Source organism: Pseudomonas sp. GW821-FHT10C09, assembly GCF_059415465.1.
The window spans coordinates 131051-151823 of the sequence record NZ_JBWKNG010000010.1 but is presented as its reverse complement, the minus strand read 5'-3'; the positions used below and the strand labels follow the sequence as shown (position 1 = coordinate 151823).

Below are 20773 nucleotides of genomic sequence, written 5' to 3'. Positions count from 1 at the left end.
CGCTTTCAGACCCCTCGGGTTTCACCGTGGGGCAGTAACAGGTAACAAGACATGGCAAAAGAATACAGCCGTACCCAACGTATCGGCGATCAGATGCAGCGTGAGCTGGCACAACTGATCCGTCGTGAAGTCAAAGACCCGCGCGTCGGCCTGGTCACCATTACTGCTGTTGAAGTCAGCCGTGACGTCGGTCACGCCAAGATCTTCATCACCGTGATGGGGCAGGACAGCGCCGAAGACATTGCACAAAGCATCAAGGTGCTCAACTCCGCCGCCGGTTTCCTGCGTATGCAGCTGGCTCGCGAAATGAAGTTGCGCAGCGTTCCTCAGTTGCACTTCCACTACGACGAAAGCGTCGTGCGTGGTGCGCACCTGTCGGCCCTGATCGAGCGTGCGGTGGCTGAAGACAATCAGCACCCGGTAGCGGCTGAACCCGAAGACGCCAAGGAGTAATCGGTGGCTCAGGTCAAACGTATCCGTCGTAACGTCAGCGGCATTATCCTGCTCGACAAGCCGCTGGGGTTCACCTCCAACGCCGCGTTGCAGAAGGTTCGCTGGTTGCTGAACGCCGAGAAGGCCGGGCACACCGGCAGTCTTGATCCGCTGGCCACCGGCGTGTTGCCGTTGTGCTTCGGTGAGGCGACCAAGTTCTCGCAGTATCTGCTCGACTCTGACAAGGCGTATGAAACCCTGGCGCAATTGGGCAAAACCACCACCACGGCGGACGCCGAGGGTGAAGTTTTGCAGGAACGCCCGGTGACCGTTGGTCGCGTCGATGTCGAAGCTGTTTTGCCCGGTTTTCGTGGGCAAATCAGTCAGATACCGCCGATGTACTCGGCGCTCAAGCGTGACGGGCAGCCGCTATACAAGCTGGCCCGTGCTGGCGAAGTAGTGGAGCGCGAACCGCGTTCTGTTACTATTGCGCGCTTGGAATTGCTGGCCTTCGAGGGTGATACTGCGCGGCTTGCGGTGGATTGCAGCAAAGGCACCTATATCCGCACCCTGGTGGAGGATATCGGTGAGAAACTCGGTTGTGGTGCTTACGTTGCTGAATTGCGACGTACCCAGGCCGGGCCTTTCACCTTGGCGCAGACGGTCACGCTGGAAGAGTTGGAAGCGGTACATGCCGAAGGCGGCAATGAAGCGGTTGATCGCTTCCTGATGCCATCGGACAGCGGCCTGCTGGATTGGCCACTGTTGCAGTTCTCGGAGCACAGCTCGTTCTACTGGCTTAACGGCCAGCCGGTTCGAGCCCCGGATGCACCGAAGTTCGGCATGGTACGGGTACAGGATCACAATGGTCGCTTCATCGGTATCGGTGAAGTGAGCGAAGACGGGCGCATCGCGCCACGTCGACTGATTCGGTCAGAATGACCGGACGAGGGTGGCTGTCAACAGGCACGGTCACTACTCATTTTTAGATACAGGGATTTGTCCCTGGCCTGTTGAAACTGTTTTTCTGAAACAGTTTCCTGATAAAAGGATTGCCTCATGGCTCTCGACGTTCAAGAAAAAGCTCAAATCGTAGCTGACTACCAGCAAGCTGTTGGTGACACTGGTTCGCCAGAAGTGCAAGTTGCACTGCTGACCCACAACATCAACAAGCTGCAAGGTCACTTCAAGGCCAACGGTAAAGATCACCACTCCCGTCGTGGTCTGATCCGCATGGTAAACCAGCGTCGTAAGCTGCTGGACTACCTGAAAGGCAAGGATCTGGGTCGTTATCAGGCTCTGATCGGTCGCCTGGGTCTGCGTCGCTAATAAGCGATTGCGCTAGAGGTTGGTTGTCTGTCGTGCGTCAGCGGGTTTCCCGCTGGCGCATGGCAGGCTCCCAGCCTCAAGTTTTATCTGGATACACGTTTTACCCTGGACAGGCGTTGGGCCGACTCCCGACATTGCCCAAGAATTTCGCAAGAAGACAAGTTCCCCAAGAGCCACAAAAGAAGGTAGGACACCGTGAACCCGGTAATCAAAAAATTCCAGTTCGGTCAGTCGACCGTTACCCTCGAGACTGGCCGTATCGCCCGTCAGGCCTCCGGCGCAGTATTGGTCACCGTTGACGACGACGTCAGCGTATTGGTGACCGTAGTCGGTGCCAAACAAGCCGATCCAGGCAAGGGCTTCTTCCCTCTGTCCGTTCACTACCAGGAAAAGACTTACGCTGCCGGTAAGATCCCTGGCGGTTTCTTCAAGCGCGAAGGCCGTCCTTCCGAGAAAGAAACCCTGACTTCCCGACTGATCGACCGTCCGATCCGTCCGCTGTTCCCAGAAGGCTTCATGAACGAAGTGCAGGTTGTCTGCACCGTCGTTTCCACCAGCAAGAAGACCGATCCGGACATCGCTGCGATGATTGGTACCTCGGCGGCCCTGGCCATCTCCGGCATTCCTTTCGATGGCCCGATCGGCGCTGCCCGCGTTGCGTTCCACGAAAGCACCGGTTACCTGCTGAACCCGACTTACGAACAACAGAAAGCTTCGAGCCTGGACATGGTCGTTGCCGGTACTTCGGAAGCCGTTCTGATGGTTGAATCGGAAGCCAAAGAGCTGACCGAAGACCAGATGCTGGGCGCGGTACTGTTTGCTCACGACGAGTTCCAGGTTGTGATCCAAGCCGTTAAAGAACTGGCCGCTGAAGCTGCCAAGCCGACCTGGACCTGGGCTCCTGCGCCTGAAGCCACGGCTCTGCTGGGCGCTATCCGTGCCGAGTTCGGCGACGCGATCTCCCAGGCTTACACCATCACCATCAAGGCCGATCGTTACGCTCGCCTGGGTGAGCTGAAAGACCAGGTGGTTGCCAAGCTGTCCGGTGAAGAAGGCCAGCCTTCTTCCAGCGAAGTCAAAGCAGCGTTTGGCGAAATCGAATACCGCACCGTTCGCGAAAACATCGTAAACGGCAAGCCACGTATCGACGGCCGCGACACCAAGACTGTACGCCCTCTGAACATCGAAGTCGGTGTTCTGCCAAAGACCCACGGTTCGGCTCTGTTCACCCGTGGCGAAACCCAGGCTCTGGTTGTTGCAACTCTGGGCACCGCCCGTGACGCACAACTGCTGGACACCCTGGAAGGCGAGAAAAAAGACCCGTTCATGCTGCACTACAACTTCCCACCGTTCTCGGTAGGTGAGTGTGGTCGCATGGGTGGCGCTGGTCGTCGCGAAATCGGTCACGGCCGTCTGGCCCGTCGTTCGATTGCAGCCATGCTGCCTGCCGCCGACGTGTTCCCGTACACCATCCGTGTTGTATCGGAAATCACCGAATCCAACGGTTCGAGCTCCATGGCTTCGGTCTGCGGCGCTTCCCTGGCCCTGATGGACGCTGGCGTCCCGATGAAGGCACCGGTTGCCGGTATCGCCATGGGTCTGGTTAAAGAAGGCGAGAAATTCGCCATCCTGACCGACATCCTGGGTGACGAAGACCACCTCGGCGACATGGACTTCAAAGTAGCCGGTACCGCTAAAGGTGTTACCGCGCTGCAGATGGACATCAAGATCAAAGGCATCACCGAAGAAATCATGGAAATCGCTCTGGGCCAAGCCCTGGAAGCGCGCCTGAACATCCTCGGTCAGATGAACCAGATCATTGGCCAGTCGCGTACCGAACTGTCGGAAAACGCTCCGACCATGATCGCGATGAAAATCGACACCGACAAAATCCGTGATGTCATCGGTAAAGGCGGCGCGACCATTCGTGCGATCTGTGAAGAGACCAAGGCTTCGATCGACATCGAAGACGACGGCTCGATCAAGATCTTCGGCGAAACCAAGGAAGCGGCTGAAGCAGCACGTCAGCGCGTTCTGGGCATCACCGCAGAAGCTGAAATCGGCAAAATCTACGTGGGTAAGGTTGAGCGCATCGTCGACTTCGGCGCATTCGTCAACATCCTGCCAGGCAAGGACGGTCTGGTTCACATCTCGATGCTGAGCGACGCTCGTGTTGAGAAAGTGACCGACATCCTGAAAGAAGGCCAGGAAGTGGAAGTACTGGTACTGGACGTGGACAACCGCGGCCGTATCAAGCTGTCCATCAAAGACGTAGCAGCAGCCAAGGCTTCGGGCGTTTAATCACTCCCCACGCCTGACTGCTTCAACGTTATAAAAAATGCCCCGCAGTGAACGCTACGGGGCATTTTTTTGTCTGCGAAACAGGGTGTGAAGTTGCTGGCCCTCGAACCCGGTGCTAGGTTTAGCCCACTGCCCGTGTAGCTCAGTTGGTAGAGCAGCGCACTCGTAACGCGAAGGTCGCAGGTTCGACTCCTGTCTCGGGCACCATCCCCTGTTATTTCACCTTTCTGCTCAGGTCATCCACGGTACGTTTGAGCTGATCCAGCTGCTTGTCCTGATCGCTGACTTCGCGCTTCAGGCTGGACAGGTCACTGGAGCTTGAGCTGGAACTCGATCCGGCACTGCGCTTGAGGTCTTCCACCTGGCTGGCGAGCCTTTTCAGCTCGCTGTTCTGTGCACTGACAGTTCGCTTGAGGTCGCTCACTTCGCTGGCACTCGAGCTTGAACTGGACCCCGTATTCTTCTTGAGCTCTTCGATGAGTCTGGTTTGCTCCTTGACGGTTTTCTCAAGGTTCTCGATGTCAGCCGTGTTGGTTTTAGCGGTGCTCTGTAATTGGGTCACCATGTCGATACTGATATCGCTTCTCGTCATCACATCTTTGCCGTACAGATTGTGAAAGGTGAGGAATTTGTCGCTGGAACTGGAACTGTCGGAGCTGAACTCCAAACCGGCCTGGGCGGTACTGGACAGTGCCAGGCTGCCGAGAAGAACGACCGCCGTGCTGGTTGCGAGAAGGGCTGACGAACGCTTTGCAAGACTGGACATCACTAGGGTTCCTTGTGAAGTGCTTAGATGGCACATCGCTATGACTTTGCCTTTATCGCGTTGTTCCTGCGACGCGAGACAATATTTTCAAAAAGGACCCTCCAGCGTTTTTTTGTAGATTTGATGTAAAAGTCCGTATAAATCGCCAACCAAACGTCCTATATTCGGAGCCTGCACACGCATCACCTTGCAGTTTTCAGATGATCCCCGAATGGTTCTGAAGGCCAGACAAACCGGGCTTCACACGGTTTTTTGCGTCAGAGAGATCCTTGATGATCCAGATCCATCTTCCATTCCCCAGATCAGCGAGAACGACATGACCGTTAAAGAATTGACCCAAGAAGCCAGACACGAAGAAGCGCTCAAAAAGTACTTGCTGGATTCGCCCCAGCTCGCCGGAGAGATCAAGGACCTGCCGGCCGACGATCAGAAAGACCAGATTCAATGGGCGTTCGAGGATGAGGCAGAGTCCCAGGGCTTGCAGCCGTGGGAATTGACGCTCAAGTACACCTCGACCCCGGAAGAGTTCGAGGCTGCGCGCCTGGTGCTGCACAAAGAGGCAGCCGAGGTGCTGGGCGTCGAGTGGGAAGAGTACTGCGAGATGAACAATCTGGTGGTCTGACAAAGACGCCAGCCTGAACAAGGCTGGCGTTTTTCGTTCTACAACGCTTGATCAGAGGCTTAACCGCATCGACAGATCGACAGCCTTCACGTCCTTGGTCATCGCGCCAATCGAGATGTAATCCACCCCGGTTTCAGCGATCGGCAGCAGCGTACTTTCGTTGATCCCGCCACTGGCTTCGAGTTTGGCCTTGCCCGCGTTCAGGCGCACGGCTTCACGCATGTCATCCAGGCTCAACTCATCGAGCATGATGATGTCAGCGCCCGCTGCCAGCGCTTCCTTGAGCTCCTTGAGGCTTTCCACTTCGATCTCCACCGGTTTGCCCGGGGCAATCTTGTGCGCGGCATTAATGGCTTCAGGGATGCCACCGCTGGCGGCGATATGGTTTTCCTTGATAAGGAAGGCATCGTAGAGACCGATGCGGTGGTTGTGGCAGCCGCCGCACGTCACCGCGTACTTCTGCGCCAGGCGCAGGCCCGGCAGGGTTTTGCGGGTGTCGAGCAACTTGACCTGGGTGCTGGCGACAAAGTCCGCCAGATGCTGCGCACGCGTGGCCACACCCGACAGCATTTGCAGGAAGTTCAATGCACTGCGTTCGCCCGTGAGCAGCGAGCGCGCCGGACCTTCGAGGTGAAACAGCGCCTGATTGGGTTGCACCCGTTCGCCATCACGCACCTGCCAATGCACTGCGACCCGCGGGTCCAGTTGCCGGAACACTGCATCGACCCACGCCGTGCCGGCAATGACGGCGGCATCACGCGTGATGATGGTGGCTTTTGCCAGGCGTTCGGCCGGGATCAACTGTGCGGTGATATCGCCGCTGCCGACGTCTTCGAGCAGCGCACGGCGTACGTTGGCTTCGATTTCGGCGGTCAAGTCGGCGAGACGTAGATTCGGCATAACGGACTCCACAAACAAAGTGGTCCGATTATAGGGGTATGGCACCAGCCAACCCAAGGCGTCAGAGGCTTTCCGTTTGCGCTGAACCCTGCATTTGGTCGATTTATCGCCTAAGTCGGCGCCCGTCCGTTGCGTCTATTTGAAGGGGAGATGAAGAGTCTGCTGGCACAGCAGGCACATCTTGCAAGATAATTCGCCTTGCTTTTGACGTCATGGCTTTGACGTGCTTATTGGATGGTTTTCTGTCCGGAAATGACCCTTTCAGGAGGCTTGGATGCACAACGACGGGAATGTAGTGCCTTTGCACAAAGGCGCTACCGATCAGGCGACGCACTCGCCGCTCGCCCGCCTGCCTGTGATTCTGCTTCAGGTTCGCGACAAGGTTGCACTGCAGCTGCGGCAGGGATTGCAGGATCTGTTCGATAACGCCGACGACACCTTGTTCGAAATGGCCGATCGGGCCCGCAATGACGTTGAGCAGAACCTCTATTTCGAAGCCATGCGCGACTTGCGCCTCAAGCGTAAAAGTATCGAGCGCGGGTTCCTCGAGCACTTCTTCGAGGCGTTTGTCAGCCTCACTCAATACGACACCACTCATCCTGCCTTGCCCCAGGCATTGACCCTTGACGCCTCGACACAACGCCCCAACGACGACATTGAGCGCAGCGTCGCGGTGGAGGCGATGGTCAATAAAGTGCTGAACCGTGAAGGCGTTGGCCTTGGTCAGCTCACCGCTCGGCTCGGTGTGTTGCTCGGTAAGCCGCTGGACGATCAGCGCAACCCCGTGGGGCCGGCGATGCTGTGCGAGTATTTCTTGCAGGCCGGGCGAAATCTCGGGGTGGAGATCAAGGTCAAGCTGATCATCCTCAAGTTGTTCGAGCGCTATGTACTCAGTAGCGCCGATCAGCTCTACGCTCAATCCAATCAATTACTCGTCGCCACCGGCGTATTGCCCGAGCTCAAGCCTGCGCCCACACGGCGTGCGACAGATCGCACGATGTCCGTTGCGGATGATGAGCCTTCACCGGCGAACGTGCGCTCGGACTCGGCACAGATCGACGAGGTGTTCGCTGCGTTGCAGGAGCTGCTGCTGCCTGTGCGCGGCAGTGTCGCGCCGACCCTTGAGGCCAGCGCCGAGACACGACCCATTTCCACGCAGGACTTGTTGCGCATGCTCTCGCACCTGCAGCAACACGTGCCGGCACTGGCGGCTCAGGACGATTTCGATCTGCGTAACCAGCTTGAACAACTGCTAACGCGGGTCAGCGTCAAAAGCGGCAAGTCGCGCGTGGTCGGAGTCGCTGATGAGGACGTGATCAACCTGATCGCCATGCTGTTTGAATGCATGCTTGATGACCGCAACCTGCCGGATTCGCTCAAGGCGCTGATCGGTCGTCTGCAGATCCCGATGCTGAAAGTGGCGGTGCTCGACAAGAGTTTTTTCAGCCGAAGCAGTCATCCCGCCCGACGCTTGCTCAATGAAATCGCCGCCGCGGCCATGGGCTGGGGCGAGTGCGATGACCATGAACGCGACAGCCTGTACCTGCGCATCGAGCAGGTGGTGCAGCGTCTGTTGAATGACTTTGCTGACGACCCGGCGATTTTTTCCGAGCTGCTGGCGGATTTTCTCGCTTTTACCAGTGATGAGCGCCGTCGCAGTGAATTGTTGGAGCAGCGCACCCGCGACGCCGAAGAGGGCCGTGCCAGGACCGAACTGGCTCGCCAGCGCGTCGAGCAGGCGCTGAATCAGGCGTTGTTGGGCAAAGTGTTGCCGCAAGCGGTGGTGGTGTTTGTCCAGGAGGCCTGGAGCAAAGTGCTGCTGTTGACCTGCCTCAAACACGGTGATCAGTCGGCTGAATGGCGAGCGGATGTCCACACCATGGAGCAACTGATCTGGAGTGTGCAACGCCACGAGGAGCCCGATTCGAGCCAGCGCCTGCTGGCGCTGGTGCCTGGGCTACTGAAGTCATTGCGTGACGGGCTGAACAGTTCGGCATTCGATCCTTTCGCCACCAGCGAGTTTTTCAGCGCGCTGGAAACCTTGCACGTTCAACTGTTCACGTATCCGGAGCAGGCAAACGACGGGTCTTTCGAGGCGCCGGTGATGGTCCGGATGACGCAGGAAATCGCCCTGCAAACCGCCGACGAAGGACCGGTCGAGACGCCATTCGCCCGTTTACCGGTGGACGACGCCAGCTTGCTGCAAGTGGATAAACTGCATCCCGGTTGCTGGGTCGAGTTTCAGGAAGACGACGAAAACACTCTGCGCTGCAAGCTGGCCGCGATCATTGAAGGCACCGGCAACTACATCTTCGTCAATCGCACCGGCCTGAAAGTCCTGGAGCGCTGCCGCACTGGCCTCGCGCTGGAATTTCGTCGCGGCGCGGTGCGCACGCTGGACACTACCTTGCTGTTTGACCGGGCGCTGGCCTCGGTGCTCGGTGACTTGCGCCGCCTCAATCGCGGCAAGTGATCGCGTCCCGATGGGCTATCGCGGCATACTGGGCGCCAACACAGTCGTTGCTGAAGGAACCTGTATGCAGTTGGACCCCGCGAGCGGTTGGTGCCAGGACGTGCGTTTATGCCCCTCACCCAACTTCAATGCGCGCCCCTCGGGCGAAATTTCCCTGCTGGTGATCCACAACATCAGCTTGCCGCCAGCGCAGTTCGCGACCGGCAAAGTGCAGGAATTCTTCCAGAATCGTCTGGATGTCACGGAGCATCCTTATTTTGAAGGTATTGCTGACTTGCGGGTGTCAGCGCACTTTCTGATTGAGCGTGACGGCACGGTCACTCAGTTTGTCTCTTGTCTTGAGCGCGCCTGGCATGCCGGTGTCTCGACTTTCGAGGGCCGGGAAACCTGTAACGATTTTTCCGTGGGCATCGAACTTGAAGGCACGGATGATCTGCCGTTCACCGATGCTCAGTATCACGCGCTGACGGCCTTGACCCGACAGCTGCAAAACGCCTACACCGGCATCACTGCGCAGCGCATTTGCGGGCACAGCGACATTGCCCCGGGGCGCAAGACCGATCCAGGACCGGCGTTCGATTGGGCACGCTATCGCGCGGCCTTGGCAAAAGAGGAAGGACAATGAGTTTTCTGGTGTTGCTGTTGGCGGTATGGATCGAGAAGTTCTCGGCACTGCGCCATCGGGTTCAGCGTGATGGCGGTTGGGTACGCGAGCTGAACAAGCTTGAGGTCATGCCACGCCTGATCAACCGGCCTTGGCTGGTTTTGGTCATTATGGTGTTGTTGCCGGTCGCGCTGCTGGGATTGCTGCTGGTGGTGCTGGAGCCGGTGGCCTACGGTCTGCTGGCACTGCCGGTGCATTTGCTGGTGGTGATTTACAGCCTCGGACGCGGCGATCTGCTGGCCGGACTGGGGCCGTTTCGCGATGCCTGGCGCCGCGAGGACCTGCAAGCCGCCGCGCATGTGGCCAAACGAGACCTGGATATTTGCGCCGAAAGCGGCGAGCAATTGCTGGAACGGGTCGAAGCGCACCTGCTCTGGGAGGCTTACCAGAGTTTCTTTGCGGTCATTTTTTGGTACTTCCTGCTGGGTCCGGTGGCCGCCCTGAGCTATCGCTTGCTGGCGCTGGCCGAAGAGCACGGACAGAATCCGGCCGTGGTCGAACGCGCGGCACAATTGCGTCACGCCTTTGATTGGGTGCCAGTGCGGTTGCTGGCGGCGAGTTTTGCACTGGTCGGCAACTTTGTGGCGGTCGGCCGGGTGATGTTGCATGAATTGCTGAACTGGAACATCAGCGCCGCTCAGTTGATCGAGAAGGTCGGGATGGTGGCCGGTGAAATCCCGGCACCGGTCGTCGGACCGGATGGCATCAACAGCCTGGACCGGATCTGGGAGCTACTGTTGCGGGCGGCAGTGCTCTGGTACGCCGGTTTTGCGCTGTGGACGGTCCTCCCTTAACACACCGATCCCTGTAGCCGCTGGTGCAGCCTGCGCCAGTGGCTACGGGGATTTGCCTGCCCTCGTTAACCTTAAGTTACAAAACCCCCTGCCGATTTAAGATATACAGGGATAGCGCTGAATAGTGGCTATCTGCCGCTGAGCCGCGCCTGCCAAATAAAAATAAGAATGCAATGGGAGACTTCCAGTGAAGAGCTTGCTCTATCCCGCCGTCGCACTGATGAACCGCCTGAGCTTCGGCATGAAGTTCAGCTTGATCAGCGTGCTGTTCCTTGTGCCCATGCTGGTCACCAACTTTTATCTGGTGCGTGACTCCTATCGCGAGTTTCAGGGCACGCAAGTCGAGCTGCAAAGCCTCGACCTGCTGGGCAGCGGCCTGACGCTGCGGCGTGACCTGGAGACCCTGAACAATCTGGTGCAGATCAACGTCACGCTCGGCCAGTCCGGCAAGGCCGGCAACGTCGAGTCGAAGATCGGCACGTTGGAGCAAAGTATTCTGGCGCGCCTGCAAGGGCTGACCGCGATGACCACCGATCCTGAGCAGATCACGGTTTTCGACGGCAAACGCGATGAAATGATCGCCGCGTTCAAGGCCCAGCAAACGGAAACTTCCCTGCAAAGCAAAAGTGGAATGATTGGCAAACTGCTGGGGAACGCGCAGATTTTCAGCCAGATCATCGCCACCCAGGCCGGCCTCAGTCGCGACAGCCAAAGCGACATGCGTCAACTGAGCGAGCTGATTACCAACGTCACCCCACCGGTGACTCAACTGCTGGGCGAAGGCCGGGCGATGGGTTCCTTTTCCCTTGGGCAAGGCTTTCTCAACTCGGCATCGAGCACTCGATTCGATGAGCTGTTGGCGCAGATCGAAAAGCTCCAGGGCGAATACGGCCTGAAGTTGCAGGACGCACTGGGTTCCAGCAAAGCGGCGCGTGAAACCCTGGCCGCTCAAGCCGACAGCAGCAAGGCATCGCTGAAAAAAGCCAGTGAGCTGTTCGAAGAAAAAGTGGTGATGGCCGACACCCTCGATGCACCCTGGCAGGGCTTTTACGATCAGGTCACCGGCCTGATGGACCAGACTTACCAACTCAACGAAGCCACCCTGAAGTTCCTCGGCACCCAGTTGCAGCAGCGACTGGAACAGAACCGCACCCACATGGTTTTGCAGGCTGTGGCGTTGTCGGTGGTGTTCGTGTTGATTTTCTACCTGTACGGCGGCTTCTACGCGTCGACCCGCACCACGCTCAAGCGTCTTGGCGCGATGATGGACACGGTCGCTGCGGGCGACATGACGGTGACCTTCCGCGCGGAAAGCCGTGATGAGCTCGGCGAGTTGGGTGAGGTGTTCAACGGCACCGTGAAGAAAATCCATGACCTGATCGAGCGCGTCGGCAAGACCGTCAATGAGGTCGAGCGCCAGGCCGGGCAGGTGCAAAGCGTTTCTACCCAAAGCAACCAGGCGGTGGCGGGGCAACGTTCGCAGATCGAGCAGGTCGCCACGGCCATGAACCAGATGTCGGCGACCTCCCTTGAGGTGGCGCGCAGTGCCGCTGCCGCCGTCAGCAGCGCCCACAGCGTCAACGACGAGACCATCAGCGGGCGCGGTCTGGTGGCGTCCCAGCAGGGCAGCATCGCGCAGTTGGCCAGTGAGATTGATCAATCAGTGATCGTAATCAACCAACTGGCCAGCGACAGTCGGTCCATCAGCCGTGTGCTGGAAGTGATCAAGAGCATCGCCGAGCAGACCAATCTGCTGGCCCTCAACGCGGCCATCGAAGCCGCTCGGGCCGGTGAGCAGGGGCGCGGGTTTGCGGTGGTGGCCGATGAGGTCCGCACGCTGGCCAAGCGCACTCAGCAATCGACCGAAGAAATCGAGCAGATGATCAGCAAGCTTCACAGCGGCGTCGGCGCGGCGGTGAAGGCTATGGGCATCAGCCATCAGGTGGCCGATGGCACGGTTGGGCAGTCGGAAAAGGTCCAGCAGGCGCTGGAAAATATCCTCGGCGCTGTCGGCATGATCGTGGACCAGAACCAGCAGATCGCTGCGGCAGTCGAGCAGCAGACCGCCGTCGCCCACGACATCGATCAGAACATCGTCGAGATCAACCGCGCTGGCGAGCGTACCGCCGAAGGGGCGCACCAGACCGAGGATGCCAGCCGCGCGTTGTCGGCCCAGGTGGTAGAACTCAAGCACTTGATCAGCGCCTTCCGGGTGTAAGAATATCTCTGTGGGAGCGAGCCTGCTCGCGAAAGCGGTTTAACTTTCAACACATTTGCTGACTGTTACACCGCTTTCGCGAGCAGGCTCGCTCCCACAGGTTTTACGCAAAATCTGTAGTACTTTTTCCATTCTCAGGCAGGCAATGTCCTGTTTTCCTCCGTGCTCTGATTTTTCGTCTTCAATGAAGGAAGATCATTCACTCTGGCCAGCCCTGAGGAGGCGCGGTTATGTCTGTTGCAACAATGGGAATACAGGGGCACTGCGCGCACTGCGGGAACACCCTGCGGCTGGAAGCCTGGCAACTCAACGCGATTGCAATCAACGAATCATTCGCCTGTACGCACTGCCACAAAGCCTTGCAATTGAGCGACCCGAAACAGATCAAACGCTTCAAATCGCTCGACTCACTCGGCTTGCTGCGGGCGAGCACGCTGGTGATGGTGTGCACGGCAGTCCTGGTGGCGTTGGTCATGGAATGGATCGGCATGCTCAGCGTCGTCGAACAGCTGAATTTTTCGCTGGCCGCGATTCTGGTTTACTTCGTCGTTATACAGTTCGCCCATCACCGGCAACACATCACGCTGATTCTGGAAGCCGCCAAGGCCCACGCCGACTAATTACCAGTTGAACAGCTCGCAGGCATTGGCCGTGCTGACGGCGGCCAACTGCTCGGGGCTGATCGCCATGATCTGCGCCAGTGCCGAGCAGATCGCCGGCAGGTGCGCCGGGCTGTTGCGTTGGCCGGCAAACATGGCCGGTGCCATGTCCGGTGAGTCGGTTTCCAGCACCACGGACTCCAGCGGCAGTTCGGCGAGCACGCGGTGCATGCGCAGCGCCTGCGGCCAGGTGGCGGCGCCGCCCAGACCCAGTTTGAAACCGAGCTTGATGTACTCGCGCGCTTCTTCTTTGCTGCCGGCGAAGGCGTGGATAATCCCGGCACGTTTCAATCGAAAGCGTTTCAGCGTGGCAATCACCGCCGCATGGCTGCGCCGCACATGGATCAGCGCCGGCAGATTGAAGTCCGCCGCCAGTTGCAGTTGCGCCTCGAACAGCGCCTGCTGGCGCTCGCGGTCCAGGGTTTCGATGAAGTAGTCCAGACCGATCTCGCCCACGGCGCACAACTGCCGATGGCCGGACAGGCGCGTCAGCCAATCACCGAGTTCCAGTAGATCTTCAGGTCGATGATCCTCCAGATACACCGGGTGCAAACCGAATGCCGCATGCAAGTCGGGATCGCTTTGCACCAGGTCCCAGACACGCTGCCAGTTCGCCTGATACACCCCCAGCACCACCATTCGACGCACGCCCAGGGCGCGGCTTTCGGCCAGCAGCGCCTGACGATCCGCGTCGAAATCCGGAAAATCCAGATGAGTGTGGCTGTCGATCAGCTCCACGGTTCAGTCCCGGTGAATACGCTGCTTGAAGGTCCGCGCGATGGCCTGTACGCCGGGTTGGTAATCGGACTGCTCGATGGCGGCCAGCGCCAGCGCCAGGGCTTTATCGGCGATCAACTGATGCTGCTGGGCCATGGCGTTGACCGGCAATGGCAGGAAGTCCAGCAACTGCGTGTCACCGAACGTCCCGAGGCGCAACGGACGGGTTTTCAGCGGGAAGTCATGCAAGGCATCGAACACCCCCTGAAGCAACACGTAGGAAGTGGTCACCAGGGCGTCCGGCAGATGGCCCAGACGCTGGAGCATTTCTTCCATCAACTGTTTACCGCACTCGCGGCTGAACGATTCGCCGTGCTCGATTAGTACCTCGCCTTTGAACCCGTCCAGCGCTTCTTTGAAGCCGGCCGCGCGTTCCTGGCTGATGCTCAACTCGGGGCGCGCGCCGATCAAGGCGATCTGCTTGGGCAATGGGTCCAGTAGACTGCGGGTCAATTGCAGGCTGGCCTCACGGTCGTCACTGATGACCGAGCAAAAGTGCTCGGGCTCCATGACCCGGTCGATGGCGATGATCGGCATGCCTTTGGCCTGCAACTGGCGATAGCTGTCGTCATCCGTCGGCAGGCAACTGGCGACGATCAGCGCGTCGCAGCGCCGGGCGCGGAACAGTTTGAGCAATTGCCGCTCACTGTCAGGCGCATCGTCGGAGCTGGCGATCAGCAACTGATAGCCGCGCGCCCGGGCGCCTTGTTCCAGCAGTTTGGCGATTCGCGCGTAACTGGGGTTTTCCAGGTCCGGCAGAATAAAACCCAAGGTGCGCGTATGCCGACTGCGCAACCCGGCCGCTTGAGGGTTGGGCGTAAAGCCATGCTGTTCGACGACCGCGCGCACGCGCTCGACGGTGGCACTGCTGATGCGTTGCTGTTCGGCCTTGCCATTAATGACATAACTGGCGGTGGTTACGGACACACCGGCCAGCTGTGCGATATCACTGAGTTTCAACTCGGGATTTCCTTGTTTTTTCGAGCTTGCCCCGACATTTTCGCCAATCCTACCCGAATCCGGCAGGCGACTATTGTCCAAGCACATCCGACAAGTTGGGCTTCAAGGATGCGACATTATCGAGTAACGTGCCAAGTGTTCTAGATTAAACGTTTCAGCAAGCGTATTTTCAGGGTTATACGCACCCTTGGCCGGTTCTGCCGTGAAACCGCCAAAAGTGACGGTTAAGCGCTTAAGCTGATTCATTCAAAACAATACCTGGCGCCCTCAGACGCCAAAAAGGAGAAAGCATGCTCGAGCTCACTCTAGAGCAGATATCCATGGGCCAGTCGGCTGTGGATAAGTCCGCTGCGTTGCAGCTACTGGCCGAGCATCTGGTCGCCGATGGCCTGGTCGCCGACGGGTACCTCGCCGGGTTGCAGGCGCGTGAGGCTCAGGGCTCGACCTTTCTCGGTCAGGGTATTGCCATCCCCCACGGTACACCGCAAACCCGCGACCTGGTGTTTTCCACTGGCGTGCGGCTGATGCAGTTCCCCGAGGGCGTGGATTGGGGCGACGGTCAGATCGTGTACCTGGCGATCGGCATCGCGGCCAAGTCCGATGAACATTTACGCTTGCTGCAACTGTTGACCCGCGCCCTCGGCGAAACCGACCTGGGCCAGGCGTTGCGTCGTGCGAGCTCCGCCGAAGCCTTGTTGAAACTGCTGCAAGGCGCGCCGCAGGAATTGGCGCTGGATGCGCAGATGATCGGCTTGGGTGTGTCTGCCGATGACTTCGAAGAACTGGTCTGGCGTGGTGCTCGCTTGCTGCGCCAGGCCGATTGCGTGAGCAACGGTTTCTCCGCTGTGTTGCAACAGGTCGAAGCGTTGCCGCTGGGCGATGGCTTGTGGTGGCTGCACAGCGAACAAACGGTCAAGCGTCCGGGCCTGGCCTTCGTCACCCCGGACAAACCTATGCGCTACCTCGGCCAGCCGCTTAGCGGCTTGTTCTGCCTGGCCAGCCTCGGTGAAGCCCATCAGGCCTTGCTCGAACGTCTGTGTGCGTTGCTGATTGAAGGCCGTGGCCACGAATTGGGCCGCGCCACCAGCAGCCGCAAAGTGCTCGAAGTCCTTGGCGGTGAACTGCCGGCGGACTGGCCGAGCGGGCGCATCGCACTGGCCAACGCCCACGGTTTGCACGCGCGCCCGGCGAAGATCCTCGCCCAGTTAGCGAAAAGTTTTGAAGGCGAAATTCGCGTACGCATCGTCGACGGCCAGGACAGCGCGGTGTCGGTGAAGAGCTTGAGCAAACTGCTCAGCCTCGGCGCCCGTCGGGGTCAGGTGCTGGAATTCATTGCCGAGCCGAGCATCGCCGCCGATGCCTTGCCGGCCTTGTTGGCCGCCATCGAAGAAGGCCTCGGCGAAGAAGTCGAGCCTTTGCCGTCCGTGAGCCAACAGCGCGAAGAAATCGCAGAGATCGCCGAAGTGCTACTCGCCCCGGCGTCCGGCAGCCTGATTCAAGCCATCGCTGCAGCCCCAGGCATTGCCATCGGCCCGGCGCATGTTCAAGTGCTGCAAACCATCGAATACCCGCTGCGCGGTGAGTCTGCAGCGATCGAGCGCGAGCGTCTGAAACAGGCGCTGGCGCAGGTACGTCGCGACATCGAAGGCCTGATTGAACGCAGCACGTCCAAGGCGATCCGCGAGATCTTCATCACCCATCAGGAAATGCTCGACGACCCGGAATTGACCGATGAAGTCGACACTCGCCTCAAGCAAGGCGAAAGCGCCGAAGCGGCGTGGATGGCGGTGATCGAAGCGGCGGCTAAACAACAGGAATCGTTGCAGGACGCGTTGCTCGCCGAGCGTGCGGCGGACTTGCGTGACATCGGCCGGCGCGTGCTGGCGCAACTGAGCGGCGTCGAAACGCCGAGCGAGCCAGACCAGCCTTACATTCTGGTGATGGACGAAGTCGGGCCGTCCGACGTTGCGCGTCTCGACCCGGCCCGCGTCGCCGGCATTCTCACCGCTCGCGGTGGCGCCACGGCGCACAGCGCGATTGTCGCGCGGGCGCTGGGCATTCCGGCGCTGGTCGGTGCCGGGGCAGCCGTGTTGCTGCTGGCGCCGGGCACGCCGTTGCTGATTGATGGCCAGCGCGGGCGCCTGCATGTGGACGCCGATGCGCTGACCTTGCAGCGCGCCACCGAAGAACGCGATACCCGCGAACAGCGGCTGAAAGTGGCTGCCGAACAACGTCATCACCCGGCGCTGACCACCGACGGTCACGCGGTCGAAGTGTTCGCCAACATTGGCGAGAGCGCCGGTGTAGTCAGTGCGGTAGAGCAGGGCGCCGAAGGCATTGGCTTGATGCGCACCGAACTGATTTTCATGGCCCATACACAAGCCCCGGACGAGGCCACCCAGGAAGTCGAATACCGTCGCGTTCTCGACGGTCTGGCCGGTCGGCCGCTGGTGGTGCGCACCCTCGACGTCGGCGGCGACAAACCGCTTCCGTATTGGCCGATCGAAAAAGAAGAAAACCCGTTCCTCGGCGTGCGCGGTATTCGCCTGACGCTGCAACGTCCGAAAATCATGGAAGCGCAATTGCGTGCCTTGCTGCGGGCCGCCGACAACCGTCCGCTGCGGATCATGTTTCCAATGGTCGGCAGTGTCGATGAATGGCGCCAGGCGCGGGACATGACCGAGCGCCTGCGCCTGGAAATCCCGGTCACCGATCTGCAACTGGGGATCATGATCGAAGTGCCGTCGGCTGCCTTGCTGGCGCCGGTGTTGGCCAAAGAGGTCGACTTCTTCAGCGTCGGCACCAACGACCTGACCCAATACACCCTGGCCATCGACCGTGGTCATCCGACCTTGTCCGCCCAGGCCGACGGTTTGCACCCGGCAGTCCTGCAACTGATCGACATCACCGTGCGTGCGGCGCATGCCCATGGCAAATGGGTCGGCGTGTGCGGCGAATTGGCGGCCGATCCGCTGGCGGTGCCGGTGCTGGTCGGGCTGGGCGTGGACGAACTCAGCGTGTCGGGGCGCAGCATTGCCGAGGTCAAGGCGCGTATTCGCGAACTCAGCCTCGCCCAGACGCAAATTCTCGCCCAAGAGGCCTTGGCCGTGGGCAGCGCCAATGAAGTGCGCGCATTAGTGGAGGCTTTGTAATGGCCCGGATTTTAACCCTGACCCTCAACCCGGCATTGGACCTGACCGTCCAGTTGCCGCGCCTTGAACCCGGTCAGGTCAACCGCAGCGACGCCATGCACACCCACGCCGCCGGCAAAGGCGTGAACGTGGCGCAAGTGCTGGCGGACCTTGGGCATGAACTGACCGTCAGCGGTTTCCTCGGGGAGGACAATCTGCAGGCGTTTGAAACCCTGTTTGCCAAACGCGGTTTTGTCGACGCGTTTATCCGTGTTCCCGGCGAGATTCGCAGCAACATCAAGCTGGCGGAAAGCGACGGGCGCATCACCGACGTCAACGGCCCGGGACCGCGGGTGAGTGAAGCGGCGCAGCAGGCGTTGCTTGATCGTCTCGAGCAAATCGCCCCGGGGCATGACGCCGTGGTCGTCGCCGGAAGCCTGCCGCTGGGCGTCAGTGCGCGCTGGTTGCAGGCGTTGATTGTGCGCTTGAAAAAACTCGGTCTGAACGTCGCCCTCGACACCAGCGGCGAAGCGTTGCGTGCCGCGCTCAAGGCCGGCCCGTGGCTGATCAAACCGAACACCGAAGAGCTGGCCGATGCACTCGGCTGCGAGGTTGTTTCGGTCGCGGCACAAGCCGAGGCTGCAAGCCGCTTGCACGCTCAAGGCATCGAGCATGTGGTGATCTCTCACGGTGCCGAGGGCGTGAACTGGTTCAGTGTCGGCTCGGCGCTGCATGCCACGCCGCCCAAGGTCAGCGTCGCCAGCACGGTGGGCGCGGGCGATTCGTTACTGGCCGGCATGCTCCATGGTTTGCTCAGTGCCGACACGCCTGAACAGACCCTACGCACCGCCACGGCGATTGCCGCGATGGCGGTCACCCAGATCGGTTTCGGCATTGGCGATGCCACGCAATTGGCGCAGCTCGAACAGGGTGTGCGCGTGCGCCCCCTGACAGAACAATAAGAGGGATTGTGATGAAGTTAGCCATTGTTACGGCCTGCCCGAACGGCATGGTCACCAGTGTGCTGTGCGCCCGTTTGCTCGATGCGGCGGCTCAGCGTCAGGGCTGGATGACGTGTGTCGAAGTGGTGGATGCGACGCATCCGGAGCGTCAGTTGTCGGCGGCCACGATCGAAGGCGCCGAGTGGGTGTTGCTGGTGAGCAGCGTGCCGGTGGACATGACGCGATTCGTCGGCAAACGCGTGTTTCAGAGCACCCCGGCGCAAGCCCTGCAAGAAGTTGAAGCGGTGCTGCGGCGCGGTGCTGAAGAGGCTCAGGTGTACGTGGCCCCCGAAGCGGTCGCCGAGCCCGTCGCTCCCACAAAAAACGCGCCACGACTGGTCGCGATCACCGCGTGCCCGACCGGCGTCGCGCACACGTTCATGGCCGCCGAAGCCTTGCAGCAAGCGGCCAAGCGTCTGGGCTATGACCTGCAAGTGGAAACCCAGGGCTCGGTGGGCGCGCGCAATCCGTTGAGCGCGGCGGCGATTGCCGATGCCGATGTGGTGCTGCTGGCCTGTGATATCGAGGTCGCCACCGAGCGTTTCGCCGGCAAGAAGATTTACCGCTGCGGCACCGGCATTGCGCTGAAACAGGCCGAAGCGACGCTGAACAAAGCGCTGGCCGAAGGTCGGCAGGAAACCGCTGCCAGCGGTGCCCAAGGCCCGGCCAAGCAAGAAAAGACTGGCGTCTATAAACACCTGTTGACCGGTGTGTCGTTCATGCTGCCGATGGTGGTGGCGGGCGGCTTGATGATCGCGTTGTCCTTTGTGTTCGGCATCACCGCCTTCAAGGAGCAGGGCACGTTGGCGGCAGCGCTGATGCAGATCGGCGGCGAGACCGCGTTCAAGTTGATGGTGCCGCTGTTGGCGGGTTACATCGCCTACTCGATTGCCGACCGTCCGGGCCTGGCGCCCGGGATGATTGGCGGTCTGCTGGCGAGCACCCTCGGGGCCGGTTTTATCGGCGGGATCATTGCCGGTTTTATCGCCGGTTACGCGGCGCAGGCGATCAACCGCTACGCGCGTTTGCCGCAGAGTCTCGAGGCGCTGAAACCGATCTTGATCATCCCCTTGCTGGCGAGCCTGTTCACCGGCCTGGTGATGATTTACGTGGTCGGCAAACCGGTGGCCGGGATGCTCGAAGGGCTGACGCATTTCCTCGACAGCATGGGCACCACCAACGCGATTCTGCTGGGTGTGTTGCTGGGCGGCATGATGTGCGTCGACCTTGGCGGGCCGATCAACAAGGCCGCTTACGCGTTCTCGGTGGGGCTGCTAGCGTCACAGAGTTATGCACCGATGGCCGCGACCATGGCCGCCGGCATGGTGCCGCCGATTGGCCTGGGCATCGCCACGTTCATCGCACGGCGCAAGTTTGCCCAAGCCGAGCGCGAGGCCGGTAAAGCGGCGTTGGTGCTGGGGTTGTGCTTCATCTCTGAAGGCGCGATACCGTTTGCCGCGAAAGACCCGCTGCGGGTGATTCCGGCGAGCATTGCCGGTGGTGCGCTGACCGGGGCGTTGTCGATGTATTTCGGCTGCAAGCTGATGGCGCCGCACGGTGGTTTGTTTGTGCTGGCGATCCCGAATGCGATCAATCATGCGCTGCTGTACTTGCTGGCGATTGTCGCCGGGAGTTTGCTGACGGCCGTGGCGTATGCGCTGCTCAAACGGCCTGAAGCGGCCGAGCTGGCACTGGAACCCGCCAAGGCCTGACACCCCATCAACCCTTGTGGGAGCGAGCCTGCTC

Annotated in this window: 18 protein-coding genes, 1 tRNA gene and 1 pseudogene; 15 read left to right on the top strand and 5 right to left on the bottom strand. The window is 60.0% G+C overall.

Going from position 1 to position 20773, the window contains the following annotated elements; translation table 11 throughout:
* Positions 1-51 precede the first annotated feature (51 nt).
* The 5 genes from rbfA (at position 52) to AC07N8_RS12550 (ending at position 4269) form a co-directional block, all read left to right on the top strand.
* A complete protein-coding gene (rbfA, locus tag AC07N8_RS12570; RefSeq protein WP_030128077.1) occupies positions 52-453 on the top strand; it encodes a 30S ribosome-binding factor RbfA in 402 nt (133 codons plus the stop codon).
* A 3-nt stretch (positions 454-456) separates the two neighbouring features.
* Complete coding sequence (gene truB / locus AC07N8_RS12565) at positions 457-1374, top strand: tRNA pseudouridine(55) synthase TruB (RefSeq protein ID WP_483842497.1); 918 nt, start codon at positions 457-459, stop codon at positions 1372-1374.
* Positions 1375-1491: 117 nt separating this feature from the next.
* Complete coding sequence (gene rpsO / locus AC07N8_RS12560; protein ID WP_003176135.1) at positions 1492-1761, top strand: 30S ribosomal protein S15; 270 nt, start codon at positions 1492-1494, stop codon at positions 1759-1761.
* A gap of 195 nt (positions 1762-1956) precedes the next feature.
* Complete coding sequence (pnp, locus tag AC07N8_RS12555) at positions 1957-4062, top strand: polyribonucleotide nucleotidyltransferase (RefSeq protein WP_123435259.1); 2106 nt, start codon at positions 1957-1959, stop codon at positions 4060-4062.
* A gap of 131 nt (positions 4063-4193) precedes the next feature.
* A tRNA-Thr gene (locus tag AC07N8_RS12550) sits at positions 4194-4269 on the top strand.
* A 7-nt stretch (positions 4270-4276) separates the two neighbouring features.
* Here AC07N8_RS12550 and AC07N8_RS12545 read toward each other — a convergent pair.
* Entirely contained in the window at positions 4277-4828 is a 552-nt protein-coding gene (locus AC07N8_RS12545; RefSeq protein ID WP_483842605.1) for a hypothetical protein, read from the bottom strand.
* A 316-nt stretch (positions 4829-5144) separates the two neighbouring features.
* Here AC07N8_RS12545 and AC07N8_RS12540 point away from each other — a divergent pair, with 316 nt between their 5' ends.
* Positions 5145-5450 carry a DUF6388 family protein gene (locus tag AC07N8_RS12540; protein ID WP_483842498.1) on the top strand — a complete coding sequence of 102 codons (306 nt, stop codon included), beginning with the start codon at positions 5145-5147 and terminating at the stop codon, positions 5448-5450.
* Between the two features lie 51 nt (positions 5451-5501).
* Here the strand turns inward: AC07N8_RS12540 and nadC are convergent, their stop codons facing one another.
* Positions 5502-6350: a carboxylating nicotinate-nucleotide diphosphorylase gene (gene nadC, locus AC07N8_RS12535; RefSeq protein WP_483842499.1), complete on the bottom strand. Its 849-nt coding sequence runs from the start codon at positions 6348-6350 to the stop codon at positions 5502-5504.
* A gap of 274 nt (positions 6351-6624) precedes the next feature.
* On the opposite strand from nadC, the gene AC07N8_RS12530 reads away from it, so the two are divergent.
* From AC07N8_RS12530 to AC07N8_RS12505, 6 genes and pseudogenes are all read left to right on the top strand, one after another.
* Positions 6625-8823, top strand: coding sequence for a DUF1631 domain-containing protein (locus AC07N8_RS12530; RefSeq protein WP_493143810.1), 2199 nt, complete (start codon positions 6625-6627; stop codon positions 8821-8823).
* A 64-nt stretch (positions 8824-8887) separates the two neighbouring features.
* Positions 8888-9448, top strand: coding sequence for a 1,6-anhydro-N-acetylmuramyl-L-alanine amidase AmpD (gene ampD / locus AC07N8_RS12525; RefSeq protein ID WP_483842606.1), 561 nt, complete (start codon positions 8888-8890; stop codon positions 9446-9448).
* Complete coding sequence (gene ampE, locus AC07N8_RS12520; protein WP_483842501.1) at positions 9445-10281, top strand: regulatory signaling modulator protein AmpE; 837 nt, start codon at positions 9445-9447, stop codon at positions 10279-10281. Before ampD ends, ampE begins: the two co-directional genes overlap by 4 nt.
* Before the next feature lie 220 nt (positions 10282-10501).
* Positions 10502-11593 (top strand): annotated as a pseudogene (locus AC07N8_RS12515) (methyl-accepting chemotaxis protein); the annotation flags it as partial.
* Positions 11570-12499: a methyl-accepting chemotaxis protein gene (locus AC07N8_RS12510; RefSeq protein WP_493143893.1), complete on the top strand. Its 930-nt coding sequence runs from the start codon at positions 11570-11572 to the stop codon at positions 12497-12499. The pseudogene AC07N8_RS12515 and the gene AC07N8_RS12510, both read left to right, overlap by 24 nt.
* Before the next feature lie 230 nt (positions 12500-12729).
* On the top strand, positions 12730-13119 hold the full coding sequence (locus AC07N8_RS12505; protein ID WP_483842502.1) for a hypothetical protein: 390 nt from the start codon (positions 12730-12732) through the stop codon (positions 13117-13119).
* On the opposite strand, the gene AC07N8_RS12500 is transcribed toward AC07N8_RS12505, so the two are convergent.
* The 3 genes from AC07N8_RS12500 to AC07N8_RS12490 all read right to left on the bottom strand — a co-directional run bounded on the left by AC07N8_RS12500 (position 13120) and on the right by AC07N8_RS12490 (position 15141).
* Positions 13120-13896 (bottom strand): TatD family hydrolase, encoded by a 777-nt coding sequence (locus AC07N8_RS12500; protein WP_483842503.1) that lies wholly within the window; start codon positions 13894-13896, stop codon positions 13120-13122. It lies immediately after the preceding gene.
* A 3-nt stretch (positions 13897-13899) separates the two neighbouring features.
* Entirely contained in the window at positions 13900-14895 is a 996-nt protein-coding gene (cra, locus tag AC07N8_RS12495; RefSeq protein WP_123435268.1) for a catabolite repressor/activator, read from the bottom strand.
* A 102-nt stretch (positions 14896-14997) separates the two neighbouring features.
* Positions 14998-15141, bottom strand: a complete 144-nt coding sequence (locus AC07N8_RS12490) for a hypothetical protein (protein WP_185045199.1) — start codon at positions 15139-15141, stop codon at positions 14998-15000.
* Between the two features lie 44 nt (positions 15142-15185).
* Here AC07N8_RS12490 and ptsP point away from each other — a divergent pair, with 44 nt between their 5' ends.
* From ptsP to AC07N8_RS12475, 3 genes are read left to right on the top strand one after another with little or no spacing between them, the layout of a single operon-like run.
* A complete protein-coding gene (gene ptsP / locus AC07N8_RS12485) occupies positions 15186-18047 on the top strand; it encodes a phosphoenolpyruvate--protein phosphotransferase (RefSeq protein ID WP_493143806.1) in 2862 nt (953 codons plus the stop codon).
* Entirely contained in the window at positions 18047-18988 is a 942-nt protein-coding gene (gene pfkB / locus AC07N8_RS12480) for a 1-phosphofructokinase (RefSeq protein WP_493143804.1), read from the top strand. The genes ptsP and pfkB overlap by 1 nt, the downstream gene beginning before the upstream one ends.
* An 11-nt stretch (positions 18989-18999) precedes the next feature.
* Positions 19000-20739, top strand: coding sequence for a PTS fructose-like transporter subunit IIB (locus AC07N8_RS12475; RefSeq protein WP_493143802.1), 1740 nt, complete (start codon positions 19000-19002; stop codon positions 20737-20739).
* The last annotated feature ends 34 nt before the right edge of the window (positions 20740-20773 follow it).

What these genes read in the sequence shown, in the direction of transcription:
- AC07N8_RS12510 (WP_493143893.1), top strand. Translation starts at nt 11,570, where the DNA reads ATGACGGTGACCTTCCGCGCGGAAAGCCGTGATGAGCTCGGCGAGTTG.
- ampD (WP_483842606.1), top strand. Translation starts at nt 8,888, where the DNA reads ATGCAGTTGGACCCCGCGAGCGGTTGGTGCCAGGACGTGCGTTTATGC.
- AC07N8_RS12540 (WP_483842498.1), top strand. Translation starts at nt 5,145, where the DNA reads ATGACCGTTAAAGAATTGACCCAAGAAGCCAGACACGAAGAAGCGCTC.
- rpsO (WP_003176135.1), top strand. Translation starts at nt 1,492, where the DNA reads ATGGCTCTCGACGTTCAAGAAAAAGCTCAAATCGTAGCTGACTACCAG.
- nadC (WP_483842499.1), bottom strand. Translation starts at nt 6,350, where the DNA reads ATGCCGAATCTACGTCTCGCCGACTTGACCGCCGAAATCGAAGCCAAC.
- ampE (WP_483842501.1), top strand. Translation starts at nt 9,445, where the DNA reads ATGAGTTTTCTGGTGTTGCTGTTGGCGGTATGGATCGAGAAGTTCTCG.
- AC07N8_RS12545 (WP_483842605.1), bottom strand. Translation starts at nt 4,828, where the DNA reads ATGTCCAGTCTTGCAAAGCGTTCGTCAGCCCTTCTCGCAACCAGCACG.
- pfkB (WP_493143804.1), top strand. Translation starts at nt 18,047, where the DNA reads ATGGCCCGGATTTTAACCCTGACCCTCAACCCGGCATTGGACCTGACC.
- AC07N8_RS12505 (WP_483842502.1), top strand. Translation starts at nt 12,730, where the DNA reads ATGTCTGTTGCAACAATGGGAATACAGGGGCACTGCGCGCACTGCGGG.
- ptsP (WP_493143806.1), top strand. Translation starts at nt 15,186, where the DNA reads ATGCTCGAGCTCACTCTAGAGCAGATATCCATGGGCCAGTCGGCTGTG.
- AC07N8_RS12490 (WP_185045199.1), bottom strand. Translation starts at nt 15,141, where the DNA reads ATGAATCAGCTTAAGCGCTTAACCGTCACTTTTGGCGGTTTCACGGCA.
- AC07N8_RS12530 (WP_493143810.1), top strand. Translation starts at nt 6,625, where the DNA reads ATGCACAACGACGGGAATGTAGTGCCTTTGCACAAAGGCGCTACCGAT.
- rbfA (WP_030128077.1), top strand. Translation starts at nt 52, where the DNA reads ATGGCAAAAGAATACAGCCGTACCCAACGTATCGGCGATCAGATGCAG.
- AC07N8_RS12475 (WP_493143802.1), top strand. Translation starts at nt 19,000, where the DNA reads ATGAAGTTAGCCATTGTTACGGCCTGCCCGAACGGCATGGTCACCAGT.